Source organism: Denitromonas halophila, assembly GCF_007625155.1.
GTDB classification, from domain to species: domain Bacteria; phylum Pseudomonadota; class Gammaproteobacteria; order Burkholderiales; family Rhodocyclaceae; genus Nitrogeniibacter; species Nitrogeniibacter halophilus.
Window position 1 is genome coordinate 1 of record NZ_VMNK01000001.1, and the last position, 24,008, is coordinate 24,008.

General features: G+C 60.7%; 23 protein-coding genes. 3 read left to right on the forward strand and 20 right to left on the reverse strand.

The window, feature by feature from the left end; all coding sequences use genetic code 11:
- Window positions 1-254: 254 nt before the first annotated feature.
- The 9 genes from FHP91_RS00010 to FHP91_RS00050 all read right to left on the reverse strand — a co-directional run bounded on the left by FHP91_RS00010 (window position 255) and on the right by FHP91_RS00050 (window position 11,594).
- Window positions 255-1,286 carry an acyltransferase family protein gene (locus FHP91_RS00010; RefSeq protein ID WP_144307667.1) on the reverse strand — a complete coding sequence of 344 codons (1,032 nt, stop codon included), beginning with the start codon at window positions 1,284-1,286 and terminating at the stop codon, window positions 255-257.
- A gap of 392 nt (window positions 1,287-1,678) precedes the next feature.
- Window positions 1,679-3,433, reverse strand: a complete 1,755-nt coding sequence (locus tag FHP91_RS00015) for an asparagine synthetase B family protein (RefSeq protein ID WP_222105062.1) — start codon at window positions 3,431-3,433, stop codon at window positions 1,679-1,681.
- Window positions 3,434-3,451: 18 nt separating this feature from the next.
- Entirely contained in the window at window positions 3,452-4,693 is a 1,242-nt protein-coding gene (locus FHP91_RS00020) for a pyridoxal-dependent decarboxylase, exosortase A system-associated (RefSeq protein ID WP_144307668.1), read from the reverse strand.
- 56 nt (window positions 4,694-4,749) lie between these two features.
- Window positions 4,750-5,670 (reverse strand): hydrolase 1, exosortase A system-associated, encoded by a 921-nt coding sequence (locus tag FHP91_RS00025; protein WP_144307669.1) that lies wholly within the window; start codon window positions 5,668-5,670, stop codon window positions 4,750-4,752.
- On the reverse strand, window positions 5,667-6,524 hold the full coding sequence (locus FHP91_RS00030; RefSeq protein ID WP_186301390.1) for a hydrolase 2, exosortase A system-associated: 858 nt from the start codon (window positions 6,522-6,524) through the stop codon (window positions 5,667-5,669). The genes FHP91_RS00025 and FHP91_RS00030 overlap by 4 nt, the downstream gene beginning before the upstream one ends.
- Window positions 6,525-6,558: 34 nt before the next feature.
- On the reverse strand, window positions 6,559-7,323 hold the full coding sequence (locus FHP91_RS00035) for a hypothetical protein (protein WP_144307671.1): 765 nt from the start codon (window positions 7,321-7,323) through the stop codon (window positions 6,559-6,561).
- A 15-nt stretch (window positions 7,324-7,338) separates the two neighbouring features.
- Complete coding sequence (locus FHP91_RS00040) at window positions 7,339-8,337, reverse strand: glycosyltransferase family 2 protein (protein ID WP_144307672.1); 999 nt, start codon at window positions 8,335-8,337, stop codon at window positions 7,339-7,341.
- Window positions 8,338-8,340: 3 nt separating this feature from the next.
- Complete coding sequence (locus FHP91_RS00045) at window positions 8,341-9,969, reverse strand: arsenate reductase/protein-tyrosine-phosphatase family protein (RefSeq protein WP_186301391.1); 1,629 nt, start codon at window positions 9,967-9,969, stop codon at window positions 8,341-8,343.
- Window positions 9,970-10,106: 137 nt separating this feature from the next.
- A complete protein-coding gene (locus tag FHP91_RS00050) occupies window positions 10,107-11,594 on the reverse strand; it encodes an oligosaccharide flippase family protein (protein ID WP_144307674.1) in 1,488 nt (495 codons plus the stop codon).
- Window positions 11,595-11,768: 174 nt separating this feature from the next.
- Here FHP91_RS00050 and FHP91_RS00055 point away from each other — a divergent pair, with 174 nt between their 5' ends.
- From FHP91_RS00055 to FHP91_RS00065, 3 genes are all read left to right on the forward strand, one after another.
- On the forward strand, window positions 11,769-13,373 hold the full coding sequence (locus FHP91_RS00055; protein ID WP_246116170.1) for an acyl-CoA ligase (AMP-forming), exosortase A system-associated: 1,605 nt from the start codon (window positions 11,769-11,771) through the stop codon (window positions 13,371-13,373).
- 74 nt (window positions 13,374-13,447) lie between these two features.
- Window positions 13,448-13,696, forward strand: coding sequence for an acyl carrier protein (locus FHP91_RS00060; RefSeq protein ID WP_144307675.1), 249 nt, complete (start codon window positions 13,448-13,450; stop codon window positions 13,694-13,696).
- A gap of 3 nt (window positions 13,697-13,699) precedes the next feature.
- Window positions 13,700-14,395 carry a hypothetical protein gene (locus tag FHP91_RS00065; RefSeq protein ID WP_144307676.1) on the forward strand — a complete coding sequence of 232 codons (696 nt, stop codon included), beginning with the start codon at window positions 13,700-13,702 and terminating at the stop codon, window positions 14,393-14,395.
- Here the strand turns inward: FHP91_RS00065 and argB are convergent, their stop codons facing one another.
- From argB to FHP91_RS00120, 11 genes are all read right to left on the reverse strand, one after another.
- Window positions 14,396-15,295: an acetylglutamate kinase gene (argB, locus tag FHP91_RS00070; protein ID WP_144179017.1), complete on the reverse strand. Its 900-nt coding sequence runs from the start codon at window positions 15,293-15,295 to the stop codon at window positions 14,396-14,398.
- Window positions 15,296-15,372: 77 nt separating this feature from the next.
- Window positions 15,373-16,542 (reverse strand): right-handed parallel beta-helix repeat-containing protein, encoded by a 1,170-nt coding sequence (locus FHP91_RS00075; protein WP_144307677.1) that lies wholly within the window; start codon window positions 16,540-16,542, stop codon window positions 15,373-15,375.
- A gap of 94 nt (window positions 16,543-16,636) precedes the next feature.
- Entirely contained in the window at window positions 16,637-17,053 is a 417-nt protein-coding gene (locus tag FHP91_RS00080; RefSeq protein ID WP_144307678.1) for an Hsp20/alpha crystallin family protein, read from the reverse strand.
- Window positions 17,054-17,159: 106 nt separating this feature from the next.
- Entirely contained in the window at window positions 17,160-17,645 is a 486-nt protein-coding gene (gene nudB, locus FHP91_RS00085) for a dihydroneopterin triphosphate diphosphatase (protein WP_144307679.1), read from the reverse strand.
- Entirely contained in the window at window positions 17,642-18,064 is a 423-nt protein-coding gene (locus FHP91_RS00090) for a barstar family protein (RefSeq protein ID WP_246116171.1), read from the reverse strand. The genes nudB and FHP91_RS00090 overlap by 4 nt, the downstream gene beginning before the upstream one ends.
- Window positions 18,061-18,441 carry a ribonuclease domain-containing protein gene (locus tag FHP91_RS00095; protein ID WP_144307680.1) on the reverse strand — a complete coding sequence of 127 codons (381 nt, stop codon included), beginning with the start codon at window positions 18,439-18,441 and terminating at the stop codon, window positions 18,061-18,063. The genes FHP91_RS00090 and FHP91_RS00095 overlap by 4 nt, the downstream gene beginning before the upstream one ends.
- Before the next feature lie 67 nt (window positions 18,442-18,508).
- Complete coding sequence (locus FHP91_RS00100) at window positions 18,509-20,134, reverse strand: response regulator (protein ID WP_144307681.1); 1,626 nt, start codon at window positions 20,132-20,134, stop codon at window positions 18,509-18,511.
- Between the two features lie 132 nt (window positions 20,135-20,266).
- Window positions 20,267-22,069 carry an aspartate--tRNA ligase gene (gene aspS / locus FHP91_RS00105; RefSeq protein WP_144307682.1) on the reverse strand — a complete coding sequence of 601 codons (1,803 nt, stop codon included), beginning with the start codon at window positions 22,067-22,069 and terminating at the stop codon, window positions 20,267-20,269.
- Between the two features lie 48 nt (window positions 22,070-22,117).
- Window positions 22,118-22,744: a DUF502 domain-containing protein gene (locus FHP91_RS00110; protein WP_144307683.1), complete on the reverse strand. Its 627-nt coding sequence runs from the start codon at window positions 22,742-22,744 to the stop codon at window positions 22,118-22,120.
- Window positions 22,745-22,753: 9 nt separating this feature from the next.
- Complete coding sequence (locus FHP91_RS00115; protein WP_144307684.1) at window positions 22,754-23,026, reverse strand: FmdB family zinc ribbon protein; 273 nt, start codon at window positions 23,024-23,026, stop codon at window positions 22,754-22,756.
- A gap of 107 nt (window positions 23,027-23,133) precedes the next feature.
- Complete coding sequence (locus FHP91_RS00120) at window positions 23,134-23,985, reverse strand: prepilin peptidase (RefSeq protein ID WP_144307685.1); 852 nt, start codon at window positions 23,983-23,985, stop codon at window positions 23,134-23,136.
- Window positions 23,986-24,008 lie beyond the last annotated feature (23 nt).

The following is a 24,008-nucleotide window of genomic DNA, read 5'->3' on the forward strand; positions in this document are numbered from 1 at the left end:
AACCATGCAACAAAATGGCTCTGGACCTACAATCATGAGCGTCCGAACATGGGCCTTGGAGGCATCACCCCGAAACAGAAATTGGCCCTCGTGCCATGACCTCTACTTCTGGTGAGCGCTAAAAACGGGGGGATTACCGGGGGATGCGGAGGGCAGGTTGGTGAACGATGGTGCGACGGTGGAGATGGTGGCTGATCAGTGGCGCGCCATGCTTCACGAAAAACGGATGGTCGACTAACTTTGATTCGCAACGTTCAGGAAGTCACCGGCGCATGGCGCTTGAGCGCCCGGCGCAATGCTTCGATGCGTGAATCGAGGATCCGGTTGATGAGATACGCCGTGGCGACGGCCAGGGCTGCCGCCAGCGCCGCCGCAAGCATGCTGGCGTTGCTCCCTTCTCTCAGGGGGCTTCCCCAAAAAACTATGGTGACGATGAAGCCCGCTTGATAGTGCCCCAGATAGATTGGGTAACTCAAGTCGCCGATCAGTTTATCTGCTTGCGTCAACCAGCCGCTGCGTGGCATGTCGCGCAGCTTGGTGATGATCAGGGCGTGCAACGCAATATTGGCAAAAAACACTGGCTCGATCAAAGCGCGATTGTTGGATTGGGCGAGGAAGGCCAGAAGGAGGTAGAGCGGCAGCCAGGCCAGCGCGTGCCCCGGCACTGCGGCCGCGATGCGTGCTGTTTGCGTTTTGTAGTGGAACAGCAAAGCACCGATTGAAAAGGGCAAAGAGGCTGCCGGGATGTAGCTGTAACGAGACTCGTGGCCAAGCTCCAGCGCGAACGTCGCGCCGACGTAGCCCGCGCCGACAGCCAGCCACGCCAACGTGGTGCGCCGCGAACGCGATACGCCCAAGCCGATCAGGACATAGAAAACAATCTCGAGTGTCAGTGCCCAAGTGGGCGGTGCCAGCCGGGGTTCGACCCACTTTGGAGAGGTTGCGGGAAAGATCAGCGATGCATTGGCGATAATGTCTGCAAGCTCGCGCGGCAGGAATATCGCGCTATGGTAAGCGCGTGTGGCTGCCTCTCCGTAGAACAGAATCAGCCCGATCGTCAGTAGGCAGATCAGCCAGTAGGTGGGAAATAAGCGGAGAAAGCGGTTGACCAGATAGGCGAACCTGCCTTGCAGGCTGTAGCCGTAGGTCTTGTGCATGATGGCCGTCATCAGATAGCCACTGAGGACGAAGAAGCCGTAGACCGCGAAATGCCCAATCAGCGGAACACCCGCCAGGTGCTGAAACAGGACCGCCAATGCGAGGAGCGTTCGGTAAGTGCCGAACATGACGCACCTTGAAATGTTAGGACTAAACACTTTGCAGGAGTGACTTCGCTGCGGGTGCGACAGGTGGGGCGGGAATGCAAGCGGATGCTTCTTCGGTGCGTTGGGCGATGTTAGCCCCGGAGCATCCTGTGAGGGTGGCTTGGGAATGGCTGATGGCCAAGAGCCCGTCGGTGCTTTACATACAGGGCAATCTGCCGCGCTACCTGCGTGTCGCAAGTGGCAGTGCTTTATCCTTTACGGCGAATCTATAGGAAACATCTTGAAACGCGTCGTGCGCGGACTCGCACGGATGGGGGCTTACGAAGCCCCGCGGACGTGTTCGGGTGGACTTGACTGACAGCGGCCGGCTGAAAAGCGCCCTGAATAAGAGGGGGCGATAGTACCAATGGAGGTCACTCGTCGTTGCGGTTGGGCTTACCCGAAAGCCACAACTCCATCATCATCAAAATCCAGACCAACTCACCGTAGTAGCCGGGATGTTCCGGGAGGAGTTCGTTGATCAGGCGGTCGATGAAGGCAGGTTGAATGATGCGGCGTTGCTTGAGCTGGCTGAGGGTGTCGCCGGCGAGGTTGCGTAGCCCGGCATGCTGGCAGGCCCAGACGCCGAAAGGCAGGCCGAAGCCGTGCTTTTTCTTCTTGATGATGGCTTCGGGTAGAAAATCGCGCAGGGCTTCCTTGAAGAACCACCGTAGTTGGAAGCCCCGCAGTTTGTAGTCGAGTGGCAGGTTCAGCGAGAAATCGATCAATGCGTCATCGAGCAACGGGAAGCCGACGCCAATGTTGGCCAGCTCTGTGGTGCCGAGAATTTTCGGCAAATCGTTGTCTTCAAGGGTGAACTTCCAGTCGAAGGCCAGTTGGCGGTTCAGGTCGCTGCTGGCCTGGATGCGCTGCCAGGCGGCCTCATGCGCCTGGGCCGGGCCATTCAGGTCGATGTGCGACAGGTAGTCGGGCGTAAAGACCTGATTCGCTCCCAAGCGTACCAGCAGGTTGTATTGGTGAATGCGATGGGGCAGGGGCACCTTTGCCTGATCTACGTAGCTGGCGGCCTTTCTGAATACTGGCAGACGTTTGCTGATGGGTTGCGATAGCAGCGGTTCGAGCACACCACTGCGCAGCGGCGCGGGTACCCGGTCGTACCAGCCGAACACTTGCTGCTTGGCGTAGCGGGTGTTACCACCGAAGAGTTCGTCGCCGCCGTCGCCAGCGAGGAGCGTGTCGATGCCGTCGCGCTTGGCCAGCGAGGCGCATAGCCAGGCCGGGACGGCGGAGGAGTTGCCGAATGGCTGGTCGTAATGGCGGGCGACCTTGGGGATGCCGTCGAGCAGGTCTTCGGGGGTCACGTAATACTCGTGATGCTTGGTGCCGAAGTGCTGCGAGGCCGTCCGGGCGTATTCCATTTCGTCGTAGCCGCTGGCGTCGAAACCCATGGAATAGGTTTCGGCGGGTTCGCCGAGGATTTTGCACAGCATGCCGGCGACGGTGGAGCTGTCGGTGCCGCCGGACAGGAAGCTGCCGACCTTGCCGGTGGCAGAGCCACGGCGAACGGCGTTTTCGATGATGCCCATGAACTGCGCTTTGGCGTCGGCGAAGTCAAGGCTGCGCGGCTCGGTGAAGACGGGGCGCCACCAGGCATCGATGCTCGGTTGTGCGCCGTTCCATTGCAACCGATGGCCGCCTTCGAGTCGTTTGACGTCGTCGAAGATCGTGGTCGGGGAGGGAATCATGTGGTGGAACAGGTAGCTGTAGACCGCCGAGGGTGACAGCGCACTGTGTGTGTCAGCAGCCAGATCGGCGCGGTCGGCGACGATGAGGCGCTCGCCCCGGCGCGTGAAGCACCATGGCGCGGTGCCGAAGCGGTCGGCAGCGAGAAAAACGCTGCGCGCGCGGGTGTCGATGATGGCAAGGCCGAAGCGGCCATGGACCTTGGTCGGGGCGTCGGCGCCATGTTGTCGGAACAGCGCGAGCCAGGCCGCTGCAACGGGGGCTTCAGCCGCCAACGTGGTTTCGGTCGGGAATTCTGGCGTGCCGCGGGCGATGCAGATCAGGCCATCGGCTTCAATGATTGATGCTGGGCCGCTGAGGCGGACTTCCGCATGCGGCCATTCAAGGCGTTCAGTCATCGGGCGAGTGGTTTGGACTTGGGTCATGGCGACAACTTTTCTGGATCAGACGAGGACTTCAGCGACGGCGGGGTGCCCCAGAAAACGCTGCGGGCTGGCGGTCGCGCCGTAGGCGCCGGATTGATACACAACGACGAGATCACCGACCTGGGCGGGTGGGAGCATCATCCGGTCGCCGAGGATGTCCAGCGGCGTGCACAGGGGGCCAACTACATTGGCGGCTTCGAGCGTCGTGGCATCCATGCGGTTGCCGATGGCCACCGGGTAGTTCTTGCGGATGACCTGGCCGAAGTTGCCCGAGGCCGACAAGTGGTGGTGAAGACCGCCGTCGGTGACAAGAAAGACCTGCCCGCGCGACAGTTTGCGGTCAAGCACGCGGCACACATAGAGGCCAGCCTCGCCGACGAGGTAGCGGCCCAGTTCGATGCACAGTTCGGCCTGCGGAAACCGGGTTTTCGCTTCTTCGGCAATTTGCGCCAGATTGGCGCCGATGGGGGCGAGGTCGACCCGTTGGTTGCCCGGAAAGTACGGAATCCCGAGCCCGCCGCCGAGGTTCAGCGAGCGGATGGGGTGACTGGCATGCTTGGCCAGTTCACCGGCCAGGTCGAAGCATTTGCGTTGGGCTTCAATGATGGATTCGGCTTGCAGGTTCTGTGAGCCGGCAAACAGATGGAAGCCTTCAATGACCAGCCCCTGTGACTCGGCGCGGGCAATGACCTCGGGAATGGTTTCGGCGTCGATGCCGAATTGCTTCGGCCCGCCGCCCATGCGCATGCCGGAGCTCTTGAGCTCGAAGTCCGGATTGACGCGCAGCGCGATGCGCGGCGTCCAGCCGGTATCGGCGGCGATGCCGGCCAACGCATCGAGCTCGGCGGGCGATTCGACGTTGATCAGCACGCCGGCGGCAACGGCCTGGCGAAGCTCTTCGATGCGTTTGCCCGGCCCGGCAAAGGAGATGTCTTTGGGTGACATGCCGCTGTCGAGCGCCACGGTGAGTTCGCCACCTGAAGCCACATCCAGCCCGTCGACAATGCCTGCCATATGCCCGACCAGCGCCGGCATGGGGTTGGCCTTGATGGCGTAGTGCAGCTTGATGGCCGCGGGCAGTGCGGACTTGAGTTCGCGGACGCGCTCGCTCAGGAGCTGGCGGTCGTAGGCGTAAAACGGCGTACTGCCGACACGGGCAGCCAGCCGCGTGAGCGGGATGCCGCCGACGAGCAGCTCGCCATCGCGAACCGGGAACTGGCTCATGGGGACATGGACGGGCGGGGTCTTGGGTGCGTTCATAGAGCTCACTGATCTGGGGTGATGCACAAGCGAGAAGGCATCACGTTCGCATGAATTCAGGGGTTTGTCTGCGGCGCATGCAACGGTGCCGCTGCGTTGTGCAGCCATTGTTGTGCTACGGCGATCACTTCGCGACGCGAAGCCACGGAAGAATAGGTCTGGTCGGCCTCGGGCATGTCGTGCCGGGCGAGGTGTCGCGGCGTTGCCATGGCTTGCTGCCATCCGGGGTTGCTGGCGACGAGTTCGTCGAACTCTTTGCTCACCAGCGAGCGGCCGCTCATGAGGAGAAGCACGTCACCGCGAAACTGCGACATGCCGAGGCGCATGCGGGTGACAAAGGGGCGTGTGCGGTCGTCGACGACTGGCCCGTTGTCAGCGCGGGGGCCGATGGTTTTGGCTGTCAGTGTTTGACGTACGCGAGAGCGCAGGGTGCGGCCGACGGTGGCCAGTGCGGGAAGCGGATTGAACTGCCCGCGCAAGACCTTGAGCCAGAAGTCCTTGTCCTTGATCCGCTTCGCGTAGTGGTGCTTGACGGTGACGGCGTTGCCGGTTTCTTCGGTGTGCACCCAGGGGTTGCCGACCATGATGCCCGTGACCTGTGGGTACTTCCAGGCGTTGATCATGATCGCGGCGGCCGCATCGCAGCCGCCCCAGAGGACGACTTCTTTCATGTCGGGCACGTGCGCCAGAAAGGCATCAATGGCGGCACGGAAGTCGGCTTCGACATCCTGAAAGCCGCGGAATTGCCCTTCGCTGTCGCCCAGTCCGCGGTAATCAAAACGCAGGATGGGGGTGCCGGTAGCGGCTAGTTGGCGCGCCAGTTGCACTTGCAGGCGGCCGACGCCGCCACGGTATTGCGGCCCGCCGGCAACGATGGCGATCACGCCGCGGGTCTGGATCGTTTCGGGCACATGCATCATGCCGATCAGTTCGCTGCCTTCGCACTCGAAGACGATGGGGGTCTCCTGGACGTTCATGCGGGGGCTCCCTGCTGCGCGAAAATCAGTTCAAGTGTGGCCGTTTCGAGCGCGTGCGCGTCGGCGCGCTCGTGCAACTGCCAGATCATCGGGCAGGCCACGGACTGGACGTCGATGCGACCACCGGCTTCGGTCAAGGTGTCGATCAGTTTGCGGCTGGGGAGTGCGAGTGCCTGACCGGGTTTGGCGACGACTTCGACCCAGGCGATGCGCGTCTTCGAGAGGGCTGTGAAGTCGCTCATCTTGCGCGTGGCCAGACTGTCGGCCATGGCGCCGCCGAGCGGGTAGCCGGCCACTTCGATGACTTCGCCAGCGCTCAGGCGATCACGCAGTTGCTCGGTGGTTTCCTTTTCGGTGTCATTGAACATCTGTGCAGCAAGCCGCAAACGCAGTAGTTGATTGAGGAACAGCTTGCCGTCGAGTACGGGTTGCCAGAAGAGGAGACGTTCAAGCGCTGGGGCGTTTTCGCTGGCGGCCAGCTCGGCGGCCAGCAATGCGCCGGTGCGCACGCCCCAGAGTGTCGGGGCATGGCCGGTTTCCTGAGTGAGCCAGTGCGCTGCTGCGCGCGCGTCGTCCAGCCACAGATCCCAGCGCGCGTCGATGATCTCGCCCTCGCTTTCACCGGTGCCGAAGGGATCGAGGATCAGGCAGTGCAGGCCGCGCTCGGCCATGGCACGCGCTTGCGCGACGACATGTGAGCGGCAGCGGTTCATTTCCTCGGCAAAAGGGGGCAGATACAGCACGGCGCCGCTGGTCGCGCCGGTGGGCACGATCTGGAGGGCAAACAGGCGGCGCCCGTTCAGCGTGAGAAAGACGGGCTTGGCGGTCGTGGTTCTGGCGGCGGTTGTATTCATGGCGTCAGGTGAATCTGCGATGAGGCGCGTCGGCTCATGCCGTCGCATGCCGGTCGGCGCCGGCGATGATTCGGCCGCGATGGCGTTGATAGGCCTCTTCGGCGGCGGTTTGTTGGGCACTTGTCAGCACGATGTCGGAGTAGTCACTGCGGGCACGATTGACCTTGCCGGACTTCAATCGGCTGGAATGGTCGCCGGTGTTGCCTTGCCCGGTGTTGGCAAAGGTGTCGTATTCGGAGGGAATCGGCGTGTCAAACCCCAGCCAGCCCGAGAGCGCGGCGAGTGTGGTGTCGGTGCATGAGATCAGGCTCTCGGCATCCAGGTAAAAATAGCGTGGGCCGATCGCGCGCGCGGTGTCGGCCAGCGAAGCGAGGCGGTCGACGTAGTACTGGGTGGCGCCTTCGGGCGTGGCTTCGGGTAGATGCGGGTTGCGTTGGCGAAACAAGGCGACCAGGCTTTTGATGGATTGCTCGGGCGAACGCAGCATGATGAGGGTGCGACTGGTGTCGCGCATCAGCAGCGACGGCGCGACGTGGTGCCCGTCGTGCAATACCTTGTCGAACATCCAGCGCGCGCCGGGTTTTACGTTGTGATTGGCGAAGTGGCGCAGTTTCTGCCGCCACAGGCTTTTCCAGCTGTAGTAGCTGATATGCATCTCGTAATATCCCTCGACCAGCGGATGGCTGCCGATCAGGTGGCCGAACAGACTGGTGTTGGCGCGCATATGGCTGAGCAAAAAGATATTGCGGTGCTGCAGGATCAGTTCGGGGTTGGCGAGCAGGGCCTTGGCAAATGACATGAGCCAGCGTCCTTGTCAGTGATCTTTGGGGCGCAGCGCAAGTTGCGCCACGTTGGCAAGCGTGTAGGCCAGCCACTTGAAGGTGAAGGACACCAGCAGGGCTTCTTTCATGTAGTAGACGGCCTCGCGATGACGGCCTGCTTGCTTGAGCAGCGCGGCCATGTTTTTGAGTTCAAACCCTTTTGTTCTTCGGGCGAAGGCGCGCATGCTGGCATGGCGGCTGAAGGCAATCGCCTTGTCGAAAATCCGGAACTGGATAATCTTCTTTTCGATCCGCGTCACTGCGGTTGATACGTTGTCGGTCTTTTTTGGATCGGGAATGTGATGTTGCGCGATGATCGCCGGGTTGTAGCGCATTGTCTGCGCTGCATCGATGGCGCGCAGATACACGTCCCGATCGTTTTCGTAGCGTAGCGATTCGTCCATGCCACCGATGGATTCAAAAAAGTCTCGCCGGTATACGGTGCAGTTCAAGTGTGCAAACCCCATCGTTTGAAGCAGGTGTTCGAGCGTGACGGCATAGTTGCCCAGCGAATCGCCTGGGCCATCGATCCGTTGTTCGAGACCGGAGATCCACAGGCCGCCGGGGTGCTTGGTGCCATCGGGATACACCGCGCGCTGGTCGGTGAAGTACAGATCGATCGGCGTTTCGCTGGCCGCCAGGCTGTCGCGGACACGACGCAGATGACTGATGTCGATCCATAGGTCATCGTCGTCAAGAAAACACAGGTAGTCGCCTGAGGCGTGTGCCGCGCCGACGTTGCGTGAATAGGCCGGCCCATGACCCCGCTGCCGGTGCTGCAGATAGACCCAGCGCACACGCCCATCGTATCGGGATTCCATAGCCTGGTAGGCGGCCAGTTGATCGCCGCTTGAGCCATCATTGACGATGATGACTTCGAAGTCATCGATGTCTTGCTGGAAAACCGATTGCAGCGTGCGCTCGAACAGCTCGGCGCGATCGCGGGTGGGAATCACGATGCTGAACATGGGTGATGATGGGGAGGCGGTCATGGTTCAGCGCTCCGTGTGGGCTTGTGTGTGGCCGAGCCAGGTGTCGACTGAGCAGATGACCTGGCGGCATACGGTTTGATAGATGTCGGGTGACAAGCCATATGGGTCGATGATTTCGACATCATTGCCAATGGCACTTGCGCCCCTGAGCAGAAAAGTCTTGTCGGCCGCATCTGGATACTGCTTCAGCAGGCGGTCGATGTGGGGGAGTTCCATCGCCAGAACGAGATCGGCTGACGCTACCATCGTTGCGTCGACGGATTTAGATTTCCAGCCGCTCAGATCAATGCCCTGGGCCGCCGCCGTTTCGACCATGACAGGGTCGGCGGGTCGATCACCCTGGGCGTGGAAGCCTGCGGACATCAGTTTGACATCGCGGCCCAAACGCTGCGCGGCGTAGGCATGCGCCAGTGCGCTGCGGTTGATGTTTCCATAGCACAGGAAAAGAACGGTTTTGATCGGGCGCTTGCCGCATGCCTGACGCGCGCGCTGACCGTGCCGTCTGAGTTGCCAACGGCGACGGAGCAGATCGGTCACACGCTTGACCTGACTGTTGACGATGCGGCCGAGGTCGATCAATCCGGGCTTTGGATCGCGCAAGGATTGCACGTCGAAGTGGTGCCGTGGTGAAAACACCAGTGCCGAGTCGCGAAGGACGTCTTTCCAGCTTGGGAGGCGGACCAGCGATGCAGGGGCATTGCGTCGCAGTACATGCTCAAGCCAGTCGACATCGCGTGCTAATTGACGGCATACGACGTTTTCACGGGCGGGGGGGCGGGGGGCAATGCGGCCTTCGCAAATCAGCTCGTAAAGCATGCGAGGGAAGTCGGCACCCGCGGCGATCGCCAGCGGCAAAGACCCCCAGAAGCGGCCGTTGATTTCCATGAGACGGAATTCACCTGTCCGGGTGTCGTACTTGAATTCGACCATCGCGACACCGTGCCACTTGAGCGCTTTGATCAGTTTTTCCGACGCTGCCAGCAGCGGCGGGGAAATTGCTTCGCTTGTTCGCAAACTGCTGCCACCACCGGTGAGCGGCACCTCGTGCAGCCTGCGGTGTTGGAAGGCAAAGCGTATCTCGCCATGGTCGGCGATCAGTTCGATGCCCACGCCGTCGCCGCGGAAGTATTCCTGCAAGATGACGGCGCCGTGATTCAGTGCGTGGCGCACCTGTTTTTCCAGATCGTCGCGGTTGTGGGCATAGCTCACACTGAGTTGAACGCCGCCGTCATTGCCATGGCCGACCGAGCGCGAGGGCTTGATTACCATCGGGTAGCCCAGGTCGGCGGCTGCGGTGTCCAGTTGATCCAGCGAATCGATGGGCCAAGAGCGTGGAACGGGAATGTCCAGGCGCGTTGCAAGCGTGACGGTGCGCTCCTTGTCGAGCACCTGTTCCAGTGCGTCGCTTGGCGCCATGGCAATCCGGGTGTCGTCGATTGCTTCTCTGTGACGTAGCAAGGGGACCAGCGTGCGCTCGGTAACCGGAATGATCAGCGCGTAGCCACCGCTTTCCATCCGTTCGTTGATCCAGTTGATAAAGCGAGATTCGTTCTGGAGCGGATCGGGGTAGCGAGTGCATAAGCGTGTATGGCGAGAAGCGGCGCAAATAGGTGACTCGAATGCACTGGCCACATCGACAACCAGCCCCGAGTGGCCTAGCGAGCGAACGACCGCCAGCGCGGAGGTTTGGTCACCATCCAGAACGAGGATGGTGTCGGTGCGATCGGAGAGGCGCGATGAGCCCTGCGTCATTGTTTATATCGCTCCGCTCAAACGCCCGCGGCACGCCCTTTGCGGGCGAGCAGGCTGATGAAAATGGCTTCGAGGCCATTTGGACGCCCGGATGCGTGCCAGATGGCAAACGAGCAAACGGCATAAGTTGCCGCGCCGATGCCTGCGCACAGCGCCAGTTTGACAATCGGTATAACGTCGAGGGCTTGTACCAGCGGAAGCAGCACAATGGCCATGCCGGCACCGGCAAGGAGTGGCCGCAGGTAGGTGAGCAAGTAGTCGATGAGCGATGCTTCGATACGGCGCGTGCAGTGGTGTGACAGGTACAGGATCTCAAGGGAGGACAGAGTGATCTTCATTTCAATGAGCCCGGCAATGCCGCCGAGTTGGAAGGCTGGGTAGATCAGCATCAGGAACAGACTTGTGCGCACCATGCCGCTACGGGCGGCCACGGCTTGCAGGCCGGTCATCGCCATGAAGCGATTGAGGTTCTCAACGACCGAATAGCACAGATAGAACACCGCAAAGAGCCCCAGAATAGGTGCGGCATCGGCCCATTGAGCGCCGAGCACGACGGCCGTCAATTGGTCTGCGAGGATGGCAACGCCGATCGCGGCAGGAATCAGAAGGGCAACAAACGCCGATTGGGACACGAGAAATGCGGAACGCAGCCGCGATGGTTCGTCCTGCAATTTCGCGTAGCCGGGGATCAGCGCATTGCCGACGGCGCCGACGAGCTCGTTGGTAATCATTGCGGCGAGGCTCCCGCCAACGCTGAAGAAGCCGAGGCGCTCTTTGGAAATCCAGCCTGAGAGCAGGAATTGGTCAGTTGCCGCGAAAAGCTGTCGACTGATTGCCGATATGACGATCCACTTGGAAAAACGCCAGAGCTTGCCGGCACCCTCTAGTCGCAAGCGTGGTCGAAAGTCGCACATCAGATAGCTGAACAGGGTCTGATAGACGTTCTGCATGACCGCGCCGATAACGATTGCCCAGTAGGAGCGCAGCCACAGCGCCATAACCACGCTGGTGATCACCGCAAGGAGGCGTGGGTAAAGCTTGATGCGGAACAGACGGTCGAACTGGAGTTCCTTCTGGAAGCGTACGATGCCGACGTTTTCCGCTCCACGGATAAAGATACCAGCGCCGATCAGTGCGCTGATGGCGACGAGACTCTCTTCATTGGCGTAACTCGCCACGAAGGGTGAGGCCGCAATGACGGCGACGCCGAACAGCACCCCCTTGAGCAGGCGCATGGTCCACGCGGTGTCATAGTCTTCTCGAGTGACATCTTTATCGCGAATCAGCGCCAGATCGAAGCCGAACTCAAAAAAACCATCCATGATGGCCACAACGGCTGTCACCGCCGCGACAATGCCGAAATCTTCCGGCATAAGGACACGCGCAAGCACCATGGTGCTGACGAGGCCGAGCAGTCGGTGTACCCAGCGGGTGGCAATCAGCCATAAGGCGCTGTTGACGACTTTGTCTCGCAGTGAAGGTACAGGGGGTGGACGGGAGGGCATGCCTGAGGTTCGTTGGACGCAGCGCGCAGGATACCGCAACTATCGATACGCAAATGTGATGTCGGACACAGATACCGAGGGTGTGCTGGGCGACCATTGGCAAGCGATAGCCCCGCGGGGCGATTGGTTTGCGCGCTCTCATGCAGAGGCTGTGGGAGAATCTGCGAAACTGGAATGAACGGAAGGATGACAATGGGTAGGTTGTTGCATGAGCTCGTTTTAGATAGTGCGCAGCGCAGTCCTGACGCAGAGGCGCTCAAATATCGACAAGAATCGTTAACTTACGCAGATTTGTCGCGTGAAGTTCGACGCACGGCCAGTGCGTTTCGCCACATGGGCGTGGCACGGGGCGAGCGTATTGCCGTGTGGATGGAAAAGCGCGTCGAGACGGTTGTCGCGCTGTTTGCTGCGAGCGCCGCGGATGCCGTGTTCGTGCCGGTCAATCCGCTTCTGAAGCCGGAGCAGGTACTGCACATCTTGCGTGACTGCGATGTGCGCGTGCTTGTAACGACCATTGAGCGCGTTGGCTTGCTCGCGTCGGTCATTGCACAATGCCCCGCACTCAAAGACGTGATGATCGTGGGTGACGCCGATGTGACGCTGGACGACGTTGCGGTGGCGCGTTGGTCGGCTCGTCCGGACGGCGTTTTGCGCGACAGCCAGGTCATCGATGCCGATATGGCGGCGATTCTTTACACCTCGGGCAGTACCGGCAAACCCAAAGGGGTTGTTCTCTCGCATCGCAACATCGTTGAGGGCGCCAGAAGCGTGGCGGAGTATCTGGAGAATACGAGCGAAGACCGGATTCTCTCTGTGCTGCCATTGAGCTTCGATTATGGCCTCAACCAGATCACCACGAGCTTCTTGGTGGGTGCTTGCGCGGTGCTCATCAATTATTTAATGCCCAGGGATGTCGTTAACGCGGTTCGCAAGGAGCGTATTACCGGCCTGGCGGCTGTGCCGCCCTTGTGGATTCAGCTTTCCCAGCTCGAATGGCCGGAAGGATTGGATGAGCATCTGCGGTATTTCACTAACTCGGGCGGGCATATGCCGAGGACCACGCTTGATGCGTTGCGCTTGCGCATGCCAAGGGCTCGCCCGTATTTGATGTACGGTTTGACGGAGGCTTTTCGGTCGACCTACTTGCCGCCCAGCGAGGTGGATAGACGCCCTGACTCCATGGGGAAAGCCATCCCGAATGCGGAAATTCTGGTTGTTCGCGCCGACGGTACGTTGTGCGAACCGGACGAACCCGGCGAACTGGTCCATCGAGGTGTCCATGTATCAATGGGCTACTGGAACGATCCTGCCCGGACCGCAGAGCGGTTCAAACCAGCGCCCGGGCGACCACAGGGCATTCCGACGCCCGAACTGGCGGTGTTTTCCGGTGACACTGTCCGTCGTGACGCCGATGGCTTTCTGTATTTCATCGGCCGTCATGACGAGATGATCAAGACGTCCGGCTATCGGGTGAGCCCAACCGAGGTGGAAGAGGTATTGTACGGCTTTGACGGTATTCAAGAGGTGGCCGCCGTGGGGGCGCCGCATCCTGCGCTGGGGCAGGCGGTTGTTCTGGTAGTGATGGCGGCATGTGTGGATGACGCGCTCGAAGCAAGGCTCTTGCAGGCGTGTCGCCAGCACTTGCCTGTCTTCATGGTGCCGGCCAAAGTGATCTGCTCCGAGTCTCCCTTGCCGCGCAATCCCAATGGTAAAGTCGATCGCAAGCGCTTGGCGGACTCTGTGGTGGATTTGTTTGCCGATGTTTCTCAATTGAAATAGGATGCCCCGGTTCCCGCAAAGTGGCGGATCTGCGTTAGGGGCCGGCTCGTCAGCCGGTTTGATGGAGAATCGAGTTGGATATCAAGAACGAAGTACTGGAAATTCTCGACGATGCTTTGGGGCTCAATGGCCGGGCACAGGCGTTTGCGCTTGACACACCGCTGCTGGGGGCACTCCCCGAGCTTGACTCGATGGCCGTCGTGGCAGTCATCAATCTGATGGAAGAGCGCCTCGGTGTGTATGTAGATGATGACGAAATCGATGGAGCAACATTTGCGTCAGTCGGCACGCTGGTTGATTTTGTTCAAACAAAGGTGACCTGAGCAATGACGCCGACTGGTTTCTCCCCTTCGCGAAAGGCGGTTCGACTGGCGGCCGTAATTTGCACAGTTTTTCTGGGTTGGGTGGTGTCCGGCACCGTGCGCGCGGAGGGCCGGCTACCGGCGCAGTGTGGATCACTCGCAACGCATTTCGGGCCGTTCGACTACCGTGTTGAGAAAAGCAAGCTCCCCATTGTCGAGCGCTATCACTTCACCCCCGATATTGAAAGTCTGTCTGCTGGGGCTCCCAATCCGGGCGGCAATATTGTCTATACCTTGCAAGCCTTCCCCAATCACCACCGCGCGCTCATGTCATTGCTTCGATATGGCGAAAAACAGCGCAGCGATAGGCCAAGGGGACTGCCTTTCACCATTGAGTGCTTCATGCTGAGGGCAGAAGCTTTTGCTCATGATGATGCGATGGTGAAAATGATTTCCGGGCTTTACTACCTCAAGCACGATCAGGCGAAAGTCGCTATCGAGCGGCTGGAGCAGGCCGATGCGCTGGGCAGTGCCAATCCCAATCTTTACTACAATTTGGGCTTGGCCTACCTGGAGGTCGGAGAGAAAGAGAAGGCACTGGAGAGCGCCCACAAGGCGTATGCGGCCGGATTTCCGTTGCCTGGGTTGATGAATCGCCTCAAGCGGGCCGGCGCATGGCGGGATGTCCCGCCTAAGCCTGCGCCGAAAGCCGACAAATAACTAACGACTCTTGATCATCGTGCCGACGCCATGGTCGGTCAGGATTTCCAGTAGCAGACAGTGTTCAACCCGGCCATCGATGATGTGCACCGAGTTGACGCCGCTGCGGGCGGCATCTAGTGCAGAGCCGATTTTCGGTAGCATGCCGCCGGACAGGGTGCCATCTTCGACGAGGCCGTCGATTTCTTTTGGGGTGAGACCGGTAAGCAGTTTACCGTTCTGGTCGAGCACGCCCGGGGTGTTGGTCAGCAGGACCAGTTTTTCGGCCTTGAGAATTTCGGCCAGCTTGCCGGCCACCACGTCAGCGTTGATGTTATAGGTTTCGCCATCTTCGCCAACGCCGATCGGGGCAATCACCGGAATGAAGTCGCCCTTGTCCAGGAAGGAGATGAGACTGGGGTCGATCTGTGTGATTTCGCCAACCTGGCCGATGTCGACCACGTCGCCGAGCGGGGCGCCGGTTTTTTGCATCAGCAATTTCTTGGCGCGGATGAAACGCGCGTCCTTGCCGGTCAGGCCCACGGCCTTGCCGCCGTGCTGGTTGATCAGGTTGACGATTTCCTTGTTGACCTGGCCGCCGAGCACCATTTCCACCACTTCCATGGTTTCGGCGTCGGTGACGCGCATGCCCTGAATGAATTCACCCTTCTTGCCGACACGGGCCAGCAGGCTTTCGATCTGGGGGCCGCCGCCGTGGACGACCACCGGGTTGAGTCCGACCAGCTTGAGCAGCACGACGTCTTGCGCGAAGCAATCCTTCAGGTGCTGGTCGGTCATGGCGTTGCCGCCGTATTTGATGACGATGGTCTTGTCGAAGAAGCGTTTGATGTAGGGCAGCGCTTCGGAGAGGATGGCGGCTTTGCGGGCCGGCGTGATCGGGGTGGGCGTGTCGGTGCTCATCTAGGCGGTCGCGAGGGGTGAGATAAAACCTGATTCTAACGGCCCGGCCCCCCGCCGCAAAGCCGGCGCGTGTTTGTTTAACGTGGCCGGGGGGTTTGCCAGGCCCCGGGGGCCCAGCGTTGAGGGGGCTCAAGTGCCACGGTGCCGGCGGGATGGCGAAATTCGTGTGTGGGTTGCAGGGGGATGTCGCGCCATGTCGGCGCGGCGCTGATATGGCCGCGGAGTAATGTATCGGGCGCCAGCCGAACATCGATGGCGTGCTCGCTCGAGGCGGCTGGCGGGATGGTGCTGGGGTTGTCGATGAACTCGCCGGGGTTGCCGAGTGCAAAGGCACCGAGGCCGATCAACAGGTTGTTTCGCGCCATGATCGCTGGCGTTGCGGCCGTTTGGCTGGGCCAGACGCGCAGAAATATGCCGCCAGCGGCGCGCTCATTCACCAGCGTGTTATGGCTAAGTGCGAGGCGGTTTGCATCGCTGCGGTAGCCTTCAGCGCCATAGCTGATCAGGGTGGTGTTTGAGGTGTTGGCGGACTGCCCGATGGTATTGCCGATGACGGTGGCGATACCGCCTTCGGGAAATTCAAGCTCATATGATGCCTCGCCATCGGGGCCGTCGACGATCCAGTTGTATTCGATGTGATTGCTTCGGGCGCGTGTTTTGACAAGGTGAGCGTTGTAACCGCCTTGCAGGCGACTGCCCCGCAGCGTGAACTGGTCGATTTGGCCGACGTAAAGCAGGTGATGCAGTGCGCCGGGGTGGCGGGGGGCGTCGCCAAACTGGCAGTTTTCGATATGGAGCCGGGCGCTTGGGTCGTTGCTGGTGAGAATGCCGTTTTCGTTGTCGATAAAGCGGCTGTTGGTGATGCTCAGATGCCCGCGTTCGAAGCGGATGCCTGCGCCGTTCAAATGCGGTACGCGGGCGCCACGGAAGGTGATGTTGTCGATCTGGATGTCGCCGCCGCGGATTAACCAGATGGCTTTGCCTTCGATCGACTGGCCGGCGGCTTCGAGTACCGCGCCGGCACCCAGCCCGCGAATGGTGAGCCGGTTTTGGGTCCAGAGCGCAACGTCGCCGTGATACGTGCCCGGCTGGATGCTGACGGTGTCGCCGTCTTGTGCCAGGCGGGCGGCGTCGGCAATGCGCTGAATGGGCTCGTTGGGGCCGACGCGCAATTCGGCTGCCATGGCGGACGAGGGCGCCAGGGCGGCACTCAAGACGAGAAGCCAGCGATGTGTGCGATGGAGCATGGGCGCCAGTGTCCAATCAAAAAGGATTGGCGCCAGTGTGAACCGGCCGCCCGGGCCGCGCCAGTGAACGGTGCCCGGGCGGGATGGGGTCAGATTACTCGATGGTCAGGCGTCTGGCTTGAACGGACGCTTTTTTTGGCAGTGTCAGTTCCAGCACACCATCGATAAATTTTGCGCCAGCGCGCGCTTCATCAACGTCCTGGCCGAGCTGGAAGCTGCGTGAGACCTTACCGTAATACCGCTCCGTCCGCAGTACCCGTTCGCCGTCCTTTTGTTCGGACTGTTGCTTGCGTTCGGCCGTGATTGAAACGACTGGCCCGTCGATGCTGACATGGATGTCGTCCTTGGTAACACCCGGCAGTTCGGCGTGAACGGCGTAGCTTTCGGGGCTTTCCTTGACGTCGACGCGCATTTGCGGCGCTTCGGTGGCGCTGCCCCCAAACTCGACAGGGCGTACGAAAAATCCGCGAAAGAAGTCTTCGAGCGGATCGCGGCGTGTGATGTTGCTCATGAGATCCTCCTTGTCAAATGGGTCAAGATTCCCGCTTGAAAAAATAGTGGCGAGACAGGGTTTTTCAAGTGACAAGGACGCAAGCAGATGTTTCAGTGCTAGCCGCTCAAGCTTGGCGATCGGGTGTGAAGGGATTCGCGGTGTGCGGGTTGATGCGTGCGCACAGCCGAACAGCATCCCGGTTGGTCCAGGACCAGATACGGTCGATGGCGTCTCGGGCGGACAGCCACTCAGCGGTATGGTGCTCAGCGGCTGCAAGTGTGACCGGTAGCGGTGCCGGCAAGCACAGGCTGAACACCGATTCGCTGTTATGGCTAACCTCGGGCGCATAGCGGTGGCGCCACTTTGGGGGAATCGGATATCGGTTGTTCAGGCGCAAGTCGACGAGGGCCTCGCCGGGTGCTGACAGGCCGGTTTCTTCGAACACTTCTCGGATGGCGGCCTCTCGGGGTGTTTCGTCGGGCTCCAGGCTGCCGGTGACGGATTGCCAGAAGTCAAAGGGTTGCTGCCGGTGCAGCACAAGAACTTCCATCGCTCGGGTGTGGATGACCACCAGAACGGAGTGGGGGCGCTTGCCGTTGTTGGCTGTCACGCCGCGTCGGCACTGCGCGTGGTTTGGGCAAATACGTGAAACGGCACGCCGCGATCCTGCCAGTATTCGCAACAGTCGGTGAGCAGGTCGGTGAGGATGGAAGCGGCGCGGGTGTCGGGCGCCACCTTGGTGAGGACCAGCACGTAGCCCTTACCGGGCAGCCACGAGAGGTCGGTCAGACAGTCGTAGAGGGCGTCCCAGTTGTGTCCGAACCAGCGCGGCATGTCGAAGCGCTGGGCGAGGGCGTCGAGGATCTGGCCTTTGTCAGTCAGGCCGTCGAGGGCGACGTCGAAAATACATCGCTCACGTGTCTGAGCGGCAGAAATGATCGCTTCAGATTCGCCTTGGCGCATGGACAGAATGCGGTTGGGGCCGTCGAGCGCGAGGCCCGGGTCAGTTTTTGACGGAAAGGGGGTCATCGCGTCTCCGGAATGCGTCGAAAACTGCGGTAGTGATCGGCGGTGTAGTAAAACACCTCGGGCGGATTGCCGCCGGTGACGATGCGTTGTGCGCCGCGAGTGCGTTCGCCCGGCGTGGGGACGGTGTACTCGCGGTAGTAGCCGCGTGACCGGCGTGGCAACTGGCCTTCGCGGTTGAAGAAGGTGGTGCCATCTTTGCTGTAAGGGAAGGGGCCGCCGCGCTGGATCAATGCCAATGTGTTCAGCGCTTCGGGCGGAAGCCAGGCAAGTTCGCTGCGCGTTGACGCGGCGTTGTGAGGCGCTTCGCGCGAGCATGCCGGGAGCAGCGTAAACGCGGCGAGCAGGAAAACAAGGAAGGCTTGGGTCAGGCGGCGCATGCGCGATCCATCCACCGGGTGATGCTCGGAGTGTAGCAGTTCCGCTGCGTTGCGCCGGCGCGTTGGTTCAGACCTTGATGTCGCGAATACCGAATTTTGCCTTGAGCGTGGCGTGGAAGTCTTTCAGCGCCGGCAGGCGGGCATTGTTCGGGTCCTGACGGCGAACCCGGTCGATCAGGCGTTGGGCCTGGTCGGCATATTGTTCGTTCCAGCCCCGGTTTTCGATATGGCGCAGCAGTGCCAGCGCGGCGTTGAAGAGCACATGGACGTTGTTGGGCATTTTGCCCACGGCACTGAGCATTTCGTCGACCGCACCGTCGAAATCGCCGGCCTTTGCTTTTTCGGCGCCGGTGGCGACCAGCGCCCGGACTTCGTGGTGGACTTGCTTTTCAAGCTCTTGCGCGAGGTTTGAATAGCCTCTTGTGTCAAGCATCTTGCGGGTGTTTTCAACGACGCGAGGCGTGTCGGCGGTGCGTATGATGTCGAGCACTACTTCGGAGCCGTCGGCCTCCATGCCGTGATCAAAGCAGGCTTGCGCCAGTTGTTGTTTGAGGCTGAGAGAGACTTTGCCGAGCCGGCGTGATTCGGTGAGGGCCGACTCAACAGCGGCCTTTGCCTTGGCCCTGTCACCGAGTTTGCCATGGAGCATGGCCGAGGATAATGCGGTGCACAGCTTGCCGCGCTCGGTCGAGGCCATGGTTCGATCCAGGTCGCGCAAGGTGGCGGCGGCCTCTTCAAGCTTGCCATTGCCGATTTGCGCCTGCATCAGCCACACGTGGTCGTCCGGATCACGAAAGTCGGAATATTTACCTTTGCGAACAACCTCGCCCAGCACAGCTTCGGCGGTGTGCGAATCATCCATTTCCAGCGCGATAGCGCCGAGGCGGCGCAAGCGACTGAGGCGATTGGGAGAAACGGCTGCCGCGCGGGCCAGAATGTCGCGCGCCTTGGCCATTTCCCCCGCGGCTTCGCGCGTTCGGGCCAGCCAGTCGTAGGCGTCAAGGAATTGGTCGTTCTCTTCTACCAGACCGGTGAGCAGATCTTCAGCATCGTCGTAGCGCTGGCGCATGTAGAGCGCTTTGGCGAGGCCAAGCCGGGCCCAGGGGATAGCGCGCAGTTCGAGGACTTGTTGGTAGACTTTTTCGGCTTCATCGGCCTCGCCGGCAGAGATATGCAACTCTGCGCGCAGCCGGAGGAAATCGAGGAGGTATTGGGGGTGCTTGTGCTCGCCCTCGATACATTCTCGCAGGGCACCGGGAATGTCGCCGGCGTCGATGAGGTTGTAGGTGGGCAGCAGGGCGTCACGCTTGATCACAGCGCGCGCGATTCGGATATGCAGCGTGTCTGCGGCAAAAGGCTTGAGGACGTAGTCGTTGGGCGCTAGCTCGGCGGCGGAAACGACTTTTTCATATTGGCGCTCCCCCGTAACCATGATGAACAGCGTTGCCAGCGGAATGATGTTGTTGTGGCGCAGGTCTTCGAGCAGATGCTGGCCGTCTTGGCCATCACCGATGTGGTATTCGCAGAGGATCAGGTCGAAGCGCGTCTCGCGCAGTTTGCGCACCGCGGCGCCTGCCGATACGGCCAGTTGGACCTTGTCGACACCGCTTTCGCCCAGCATGTTGCGCAACTGCGTACGCATGTTGGGGTTGGCCTCAATGACGAGGGCGGTAACGGCGGATAGGTCAGGCATGTTGGTGGTGCCGTAGAAAAAGGGACTCAAGCTGAATTGTCGGCTATTGCAGGGTGATCTTGAGCGTGGGGATTAAAACAAACGAGGCGACCGAAGTCGCCTCGCTGAGTCTTTGACACCATTTTGGTGGAATTAGTCCTTGGTGACTTCCACCGAGGTTTCGACTTTTTGACGCAGGCGGACGTGCAGGTCGCGCAACTGGCGGTCGTCAACGGGCGAGGGCGCCTCGGTAAGCAGGCACTGGGCGCGCTGCGTTTTGGGGAAAGCAATCACGTCGCGGATCGACTCTGCGCCGGTCATCATGGTGACGATGCGGTCGAGGCCAAAGGCCAGGCCACCATGCGGCGGTGCGCCGTATTTCAGCGCATCGAGCAGGAAGCCGAATTTCTGCTGGGCCTCTTCGTCGCCGATTCCCAGCGCGCTGAATACCTTGCTTTGCACGTCGGCACGGTGGATACGTACCGAGCCACCGCCGAGTTCCCAGCCATTCAATGCGAGATCATAGGCTTTGGCGAGGCACTTGCCCGGGTCGCTGACGAGCAAGTCGAGGTGTTCGTCCTTGGGGCTGGTGAAGGGATGGTGGCAGGCGGTCCAGCGCTTGTCTTCGTCGTCATACTCGAACATCGGGAAATCCACCACCCACAGCGGCTCCCAGGCCTTGCCATTGACGTAGCCCTTCTCGTGCCCGACCTTGCTGCGCAATGCGCCGAGGGCGTCGTTCACGATCTTGGTCTTGTCTGCGCCGAAGAAGATCAGGTCGCCGTTCTGCGCGCCGGTGCGCTCGATGATGGTCGCCAGTGCCTGCGGGTGCAGGTTCTTGACGATCGGCGATTGCAGGCCTTCATCGCTCAGCTTGCTGATGTCGTTGACCTTGATGTAGGCCAGACCCCGGGCGCCGTAGATGCCGACGAACTTGGTGTATTCGTCGATTTCGCCACGGGAGAGCTGAGCGCCGCCAGGGATGCGCATGGCTGCGACACGGCCGGTTTCGGAATTGGCCGGGCCGGAGAAGACCTTGAAGGCAACGTCCTTGACAGCGTCGGTGACATCGGTGATTTCGAGCGTTACACGCAGGTCGGGCTTGTCCGAGCCGAAGCGCGACATCGCTTCGGCGTAGCTCATGCGCGGAAAGGGCGCGAGGAGATCGACGTCCAGCACTTCCTTGAAGATGCTGCGAATCATCTCTTCCATCAGCGCGGTAATCTCGGCTTCGCCAAGGAAGGAGGTCTCGATATCGACCTGGGTGAACTCGGGCTGCCGGTCGGCCCGGAGGTCTTCGTCACGGAAGCACTTGGTGATCTGGTAGTAGCGGTCGTAACCGGCCACCATCAGCAGTTGCTTGAACAGTTGCGGCGACTGCGGCAGGGCGAAGAAGTGACCCGGATGAACTCGCGACGGCACCAGGTAGTCACGCGCGCCTTCCGGCGTGCTCTTGGTGAGCATCGGTGTCTCGATGTCGATGAAGCCCTTGGCGTCGAGAAAGCGACGGAAGGCCATCGCTGTCTTGTAGCGCAGCATCATGTTGCGCTGCATGGCCGGGCGGCGCAGATCGATCACGCGATGGGTCAGGCGGGTGGTTTCCGACAGGTTGTCGTCATCGAGCTGGAACGGCGGCGTGACCGAGGCGTTGAGGACTTCAATTTCGTGGCACAGCACTTCGATTTCGCCGGACGTGAGGTTGGCGTTTTCGGTGCCGGCAGGGCGGCGTCGGACCTTGCCCGTCATGCGTACGACAAACTCGTTGCGAAGCGATTCAGCCACGGTAAACATGTCGGCGCGGTCGGGGTCGCAGACCACCTGAACAAGACCTTCGCGGTCGCGCAGGTCGACAAAAATCACCCCGCCATGATCTCGCCGGCGATGCACCCAGCCGCACAGGGTGACGATCTGGTCGAGGTTGGCGGCAGTGACCTGGCCGCAGTATTGAGTACGCATGATTCTGATTCCGTATTTTGTACGCTTGGGGCGAATCGCCCCGAGTTGTTAGGGTTTGACCGGGGCGAGCTCGGCGATGTCGGCCTTTTTGCCGGACGTGACCACACCCATTGAAATGACATACTTGAGCGCTTCGTCAACGCTCATTTCCAGTTCGATGACGTCTGCGCGCGGGACCATCAGGAAAAACCCCGAGGTCGGGTTCGGCGTGGTCGGGACGTAGATGCTGATGTAGTCGCCGGTCAGATGGCGGGCCGCGTCGCCACCCGGTTTTCCGGTGAGGAATGCGATGGTCCAGGCACCCTGGCGGGGATACTGAACCAGCAGCGCTTTGCGGAACGCGTGGCTGGAACTGGAAAACAGGGTGTCGGATACCTGCTTGACGCTTGAATAGATGGATTTCACCACCGGGATGCGCGCCAGCAACGCCTCCCAGACCAGCACCAGACGCTGACCAAGCACATTGGCGCCGATCAAGCCGGTGAGCAGAATGATCAGCAAGGTCAGTGCGACGCCGATGCCCGGAATGTCGAGCCCGAGCAAGACTTTGGGCTGCCAGTGTTCGGGTATCCACAGCAGGATTCGATCCAGGGTGCTGACGATCCAGGCGATCACCATGAAGGTGATGGCGAGCGGGATCCAGATCAGGAGCCCCGTGACGAAGTATTTCTTCATTCGATACGGTCAGTGGCAAGCGCAGCCGCCGCCACAACTGGCGTCGGTCGTGCCGGAGGAGGTCGGGGCAGTCTCGGCTTTGGAGGGGGCACTGGCGCTGCCGCCTTTGAAGTCTGTGGCGTACCAGCCCGAGCCCTTCAGCTGAAAGCCGGGCGCGGTGAGCTGTTTGGTGTAGGCGTTCGCGCCACAGGCGGGGCAGACCGTCAGTGGTGCATCACTCATCTTCTGCAAATGATCTTTTTGAGCACCGCAATCGGTGCAGCGATAGGCGTAGATCGGCATGACAAGCTCCGAAAAATCAAGCCCGTAAGTCTAACTTATTGGCGAGGGAGCGGGAAGCGGTGTGCACTGTCTCGCAGGCGTAACACTGATTTGATTTTGTGCTGGTGTCAGAACGCCTGGAGGTAACGCGCGTTCAAGCTTTCACCGAAAAAGAGGGCCAGCAGGCCTGCCGCGGCGAGGTAGGGGCCAAACGGAATCGGTGTATCCCGCCCATGGCGAGCGAAGAGCATCAAGGCAATCCCGACTGTTGCACCGACAATTGAGGACATCAGAATGGTCAGCGGCAGCATCTGCCAGCCAAGCCAGGCGCCAACGGCGGAGAGTAGCTTGAAGTCGCCGTAACCCATTCCTTCCTTGCCGGTGACCAGACGGAATAGGTGAAAGACCAACCACAGGCTGAGATACCCTGCGACAGCGCCGACCACTGCATCATGCAAGGATGTATATGTGCCGCCCAGATTGAATAGGAGTCCAATCCAGATCAGTGGCAGGGTGATGGTGTCGGGTAGAAGCTGGGTGTCCAGATCGATAAACGTCAATGCGATCATCGCCCAGACGAATAGCAGGGCGCCTATGGTGGCGACGCTGTTGCCGAACTTCCACGCGACAAGTGCTGAAAGGGCCGCAGTGGCGATTTCAATGCTCGGGTAGCGCCGGCTGATTGGCGCTTTGCAGTGACGGCAACGGCCGCGGAGCACCAGATAACTCAATACCGGAATGTTGTCGATGGCGGTGACCGGGGTGCCACAGTGCGGGCAGCGGGAGCAGGGCGTGGCCAGATTGAAACGGGCTGGCGCGCTGACTTCTTCCCCGCGCATTTCGGCCGCCTGTTGTGCCCATTCGTTTTCCATCATCATGGGGAGGCGATGGATGACGACGTTCAGAAAGCTGCCGATAAACAGCCCGAGAAGGCAACTGAGCGCGACGAGCGCTGTCGGTTCGTTGAAGAGTTCTGTCATGGGGGCTTGGTGCCGCCCTAGGA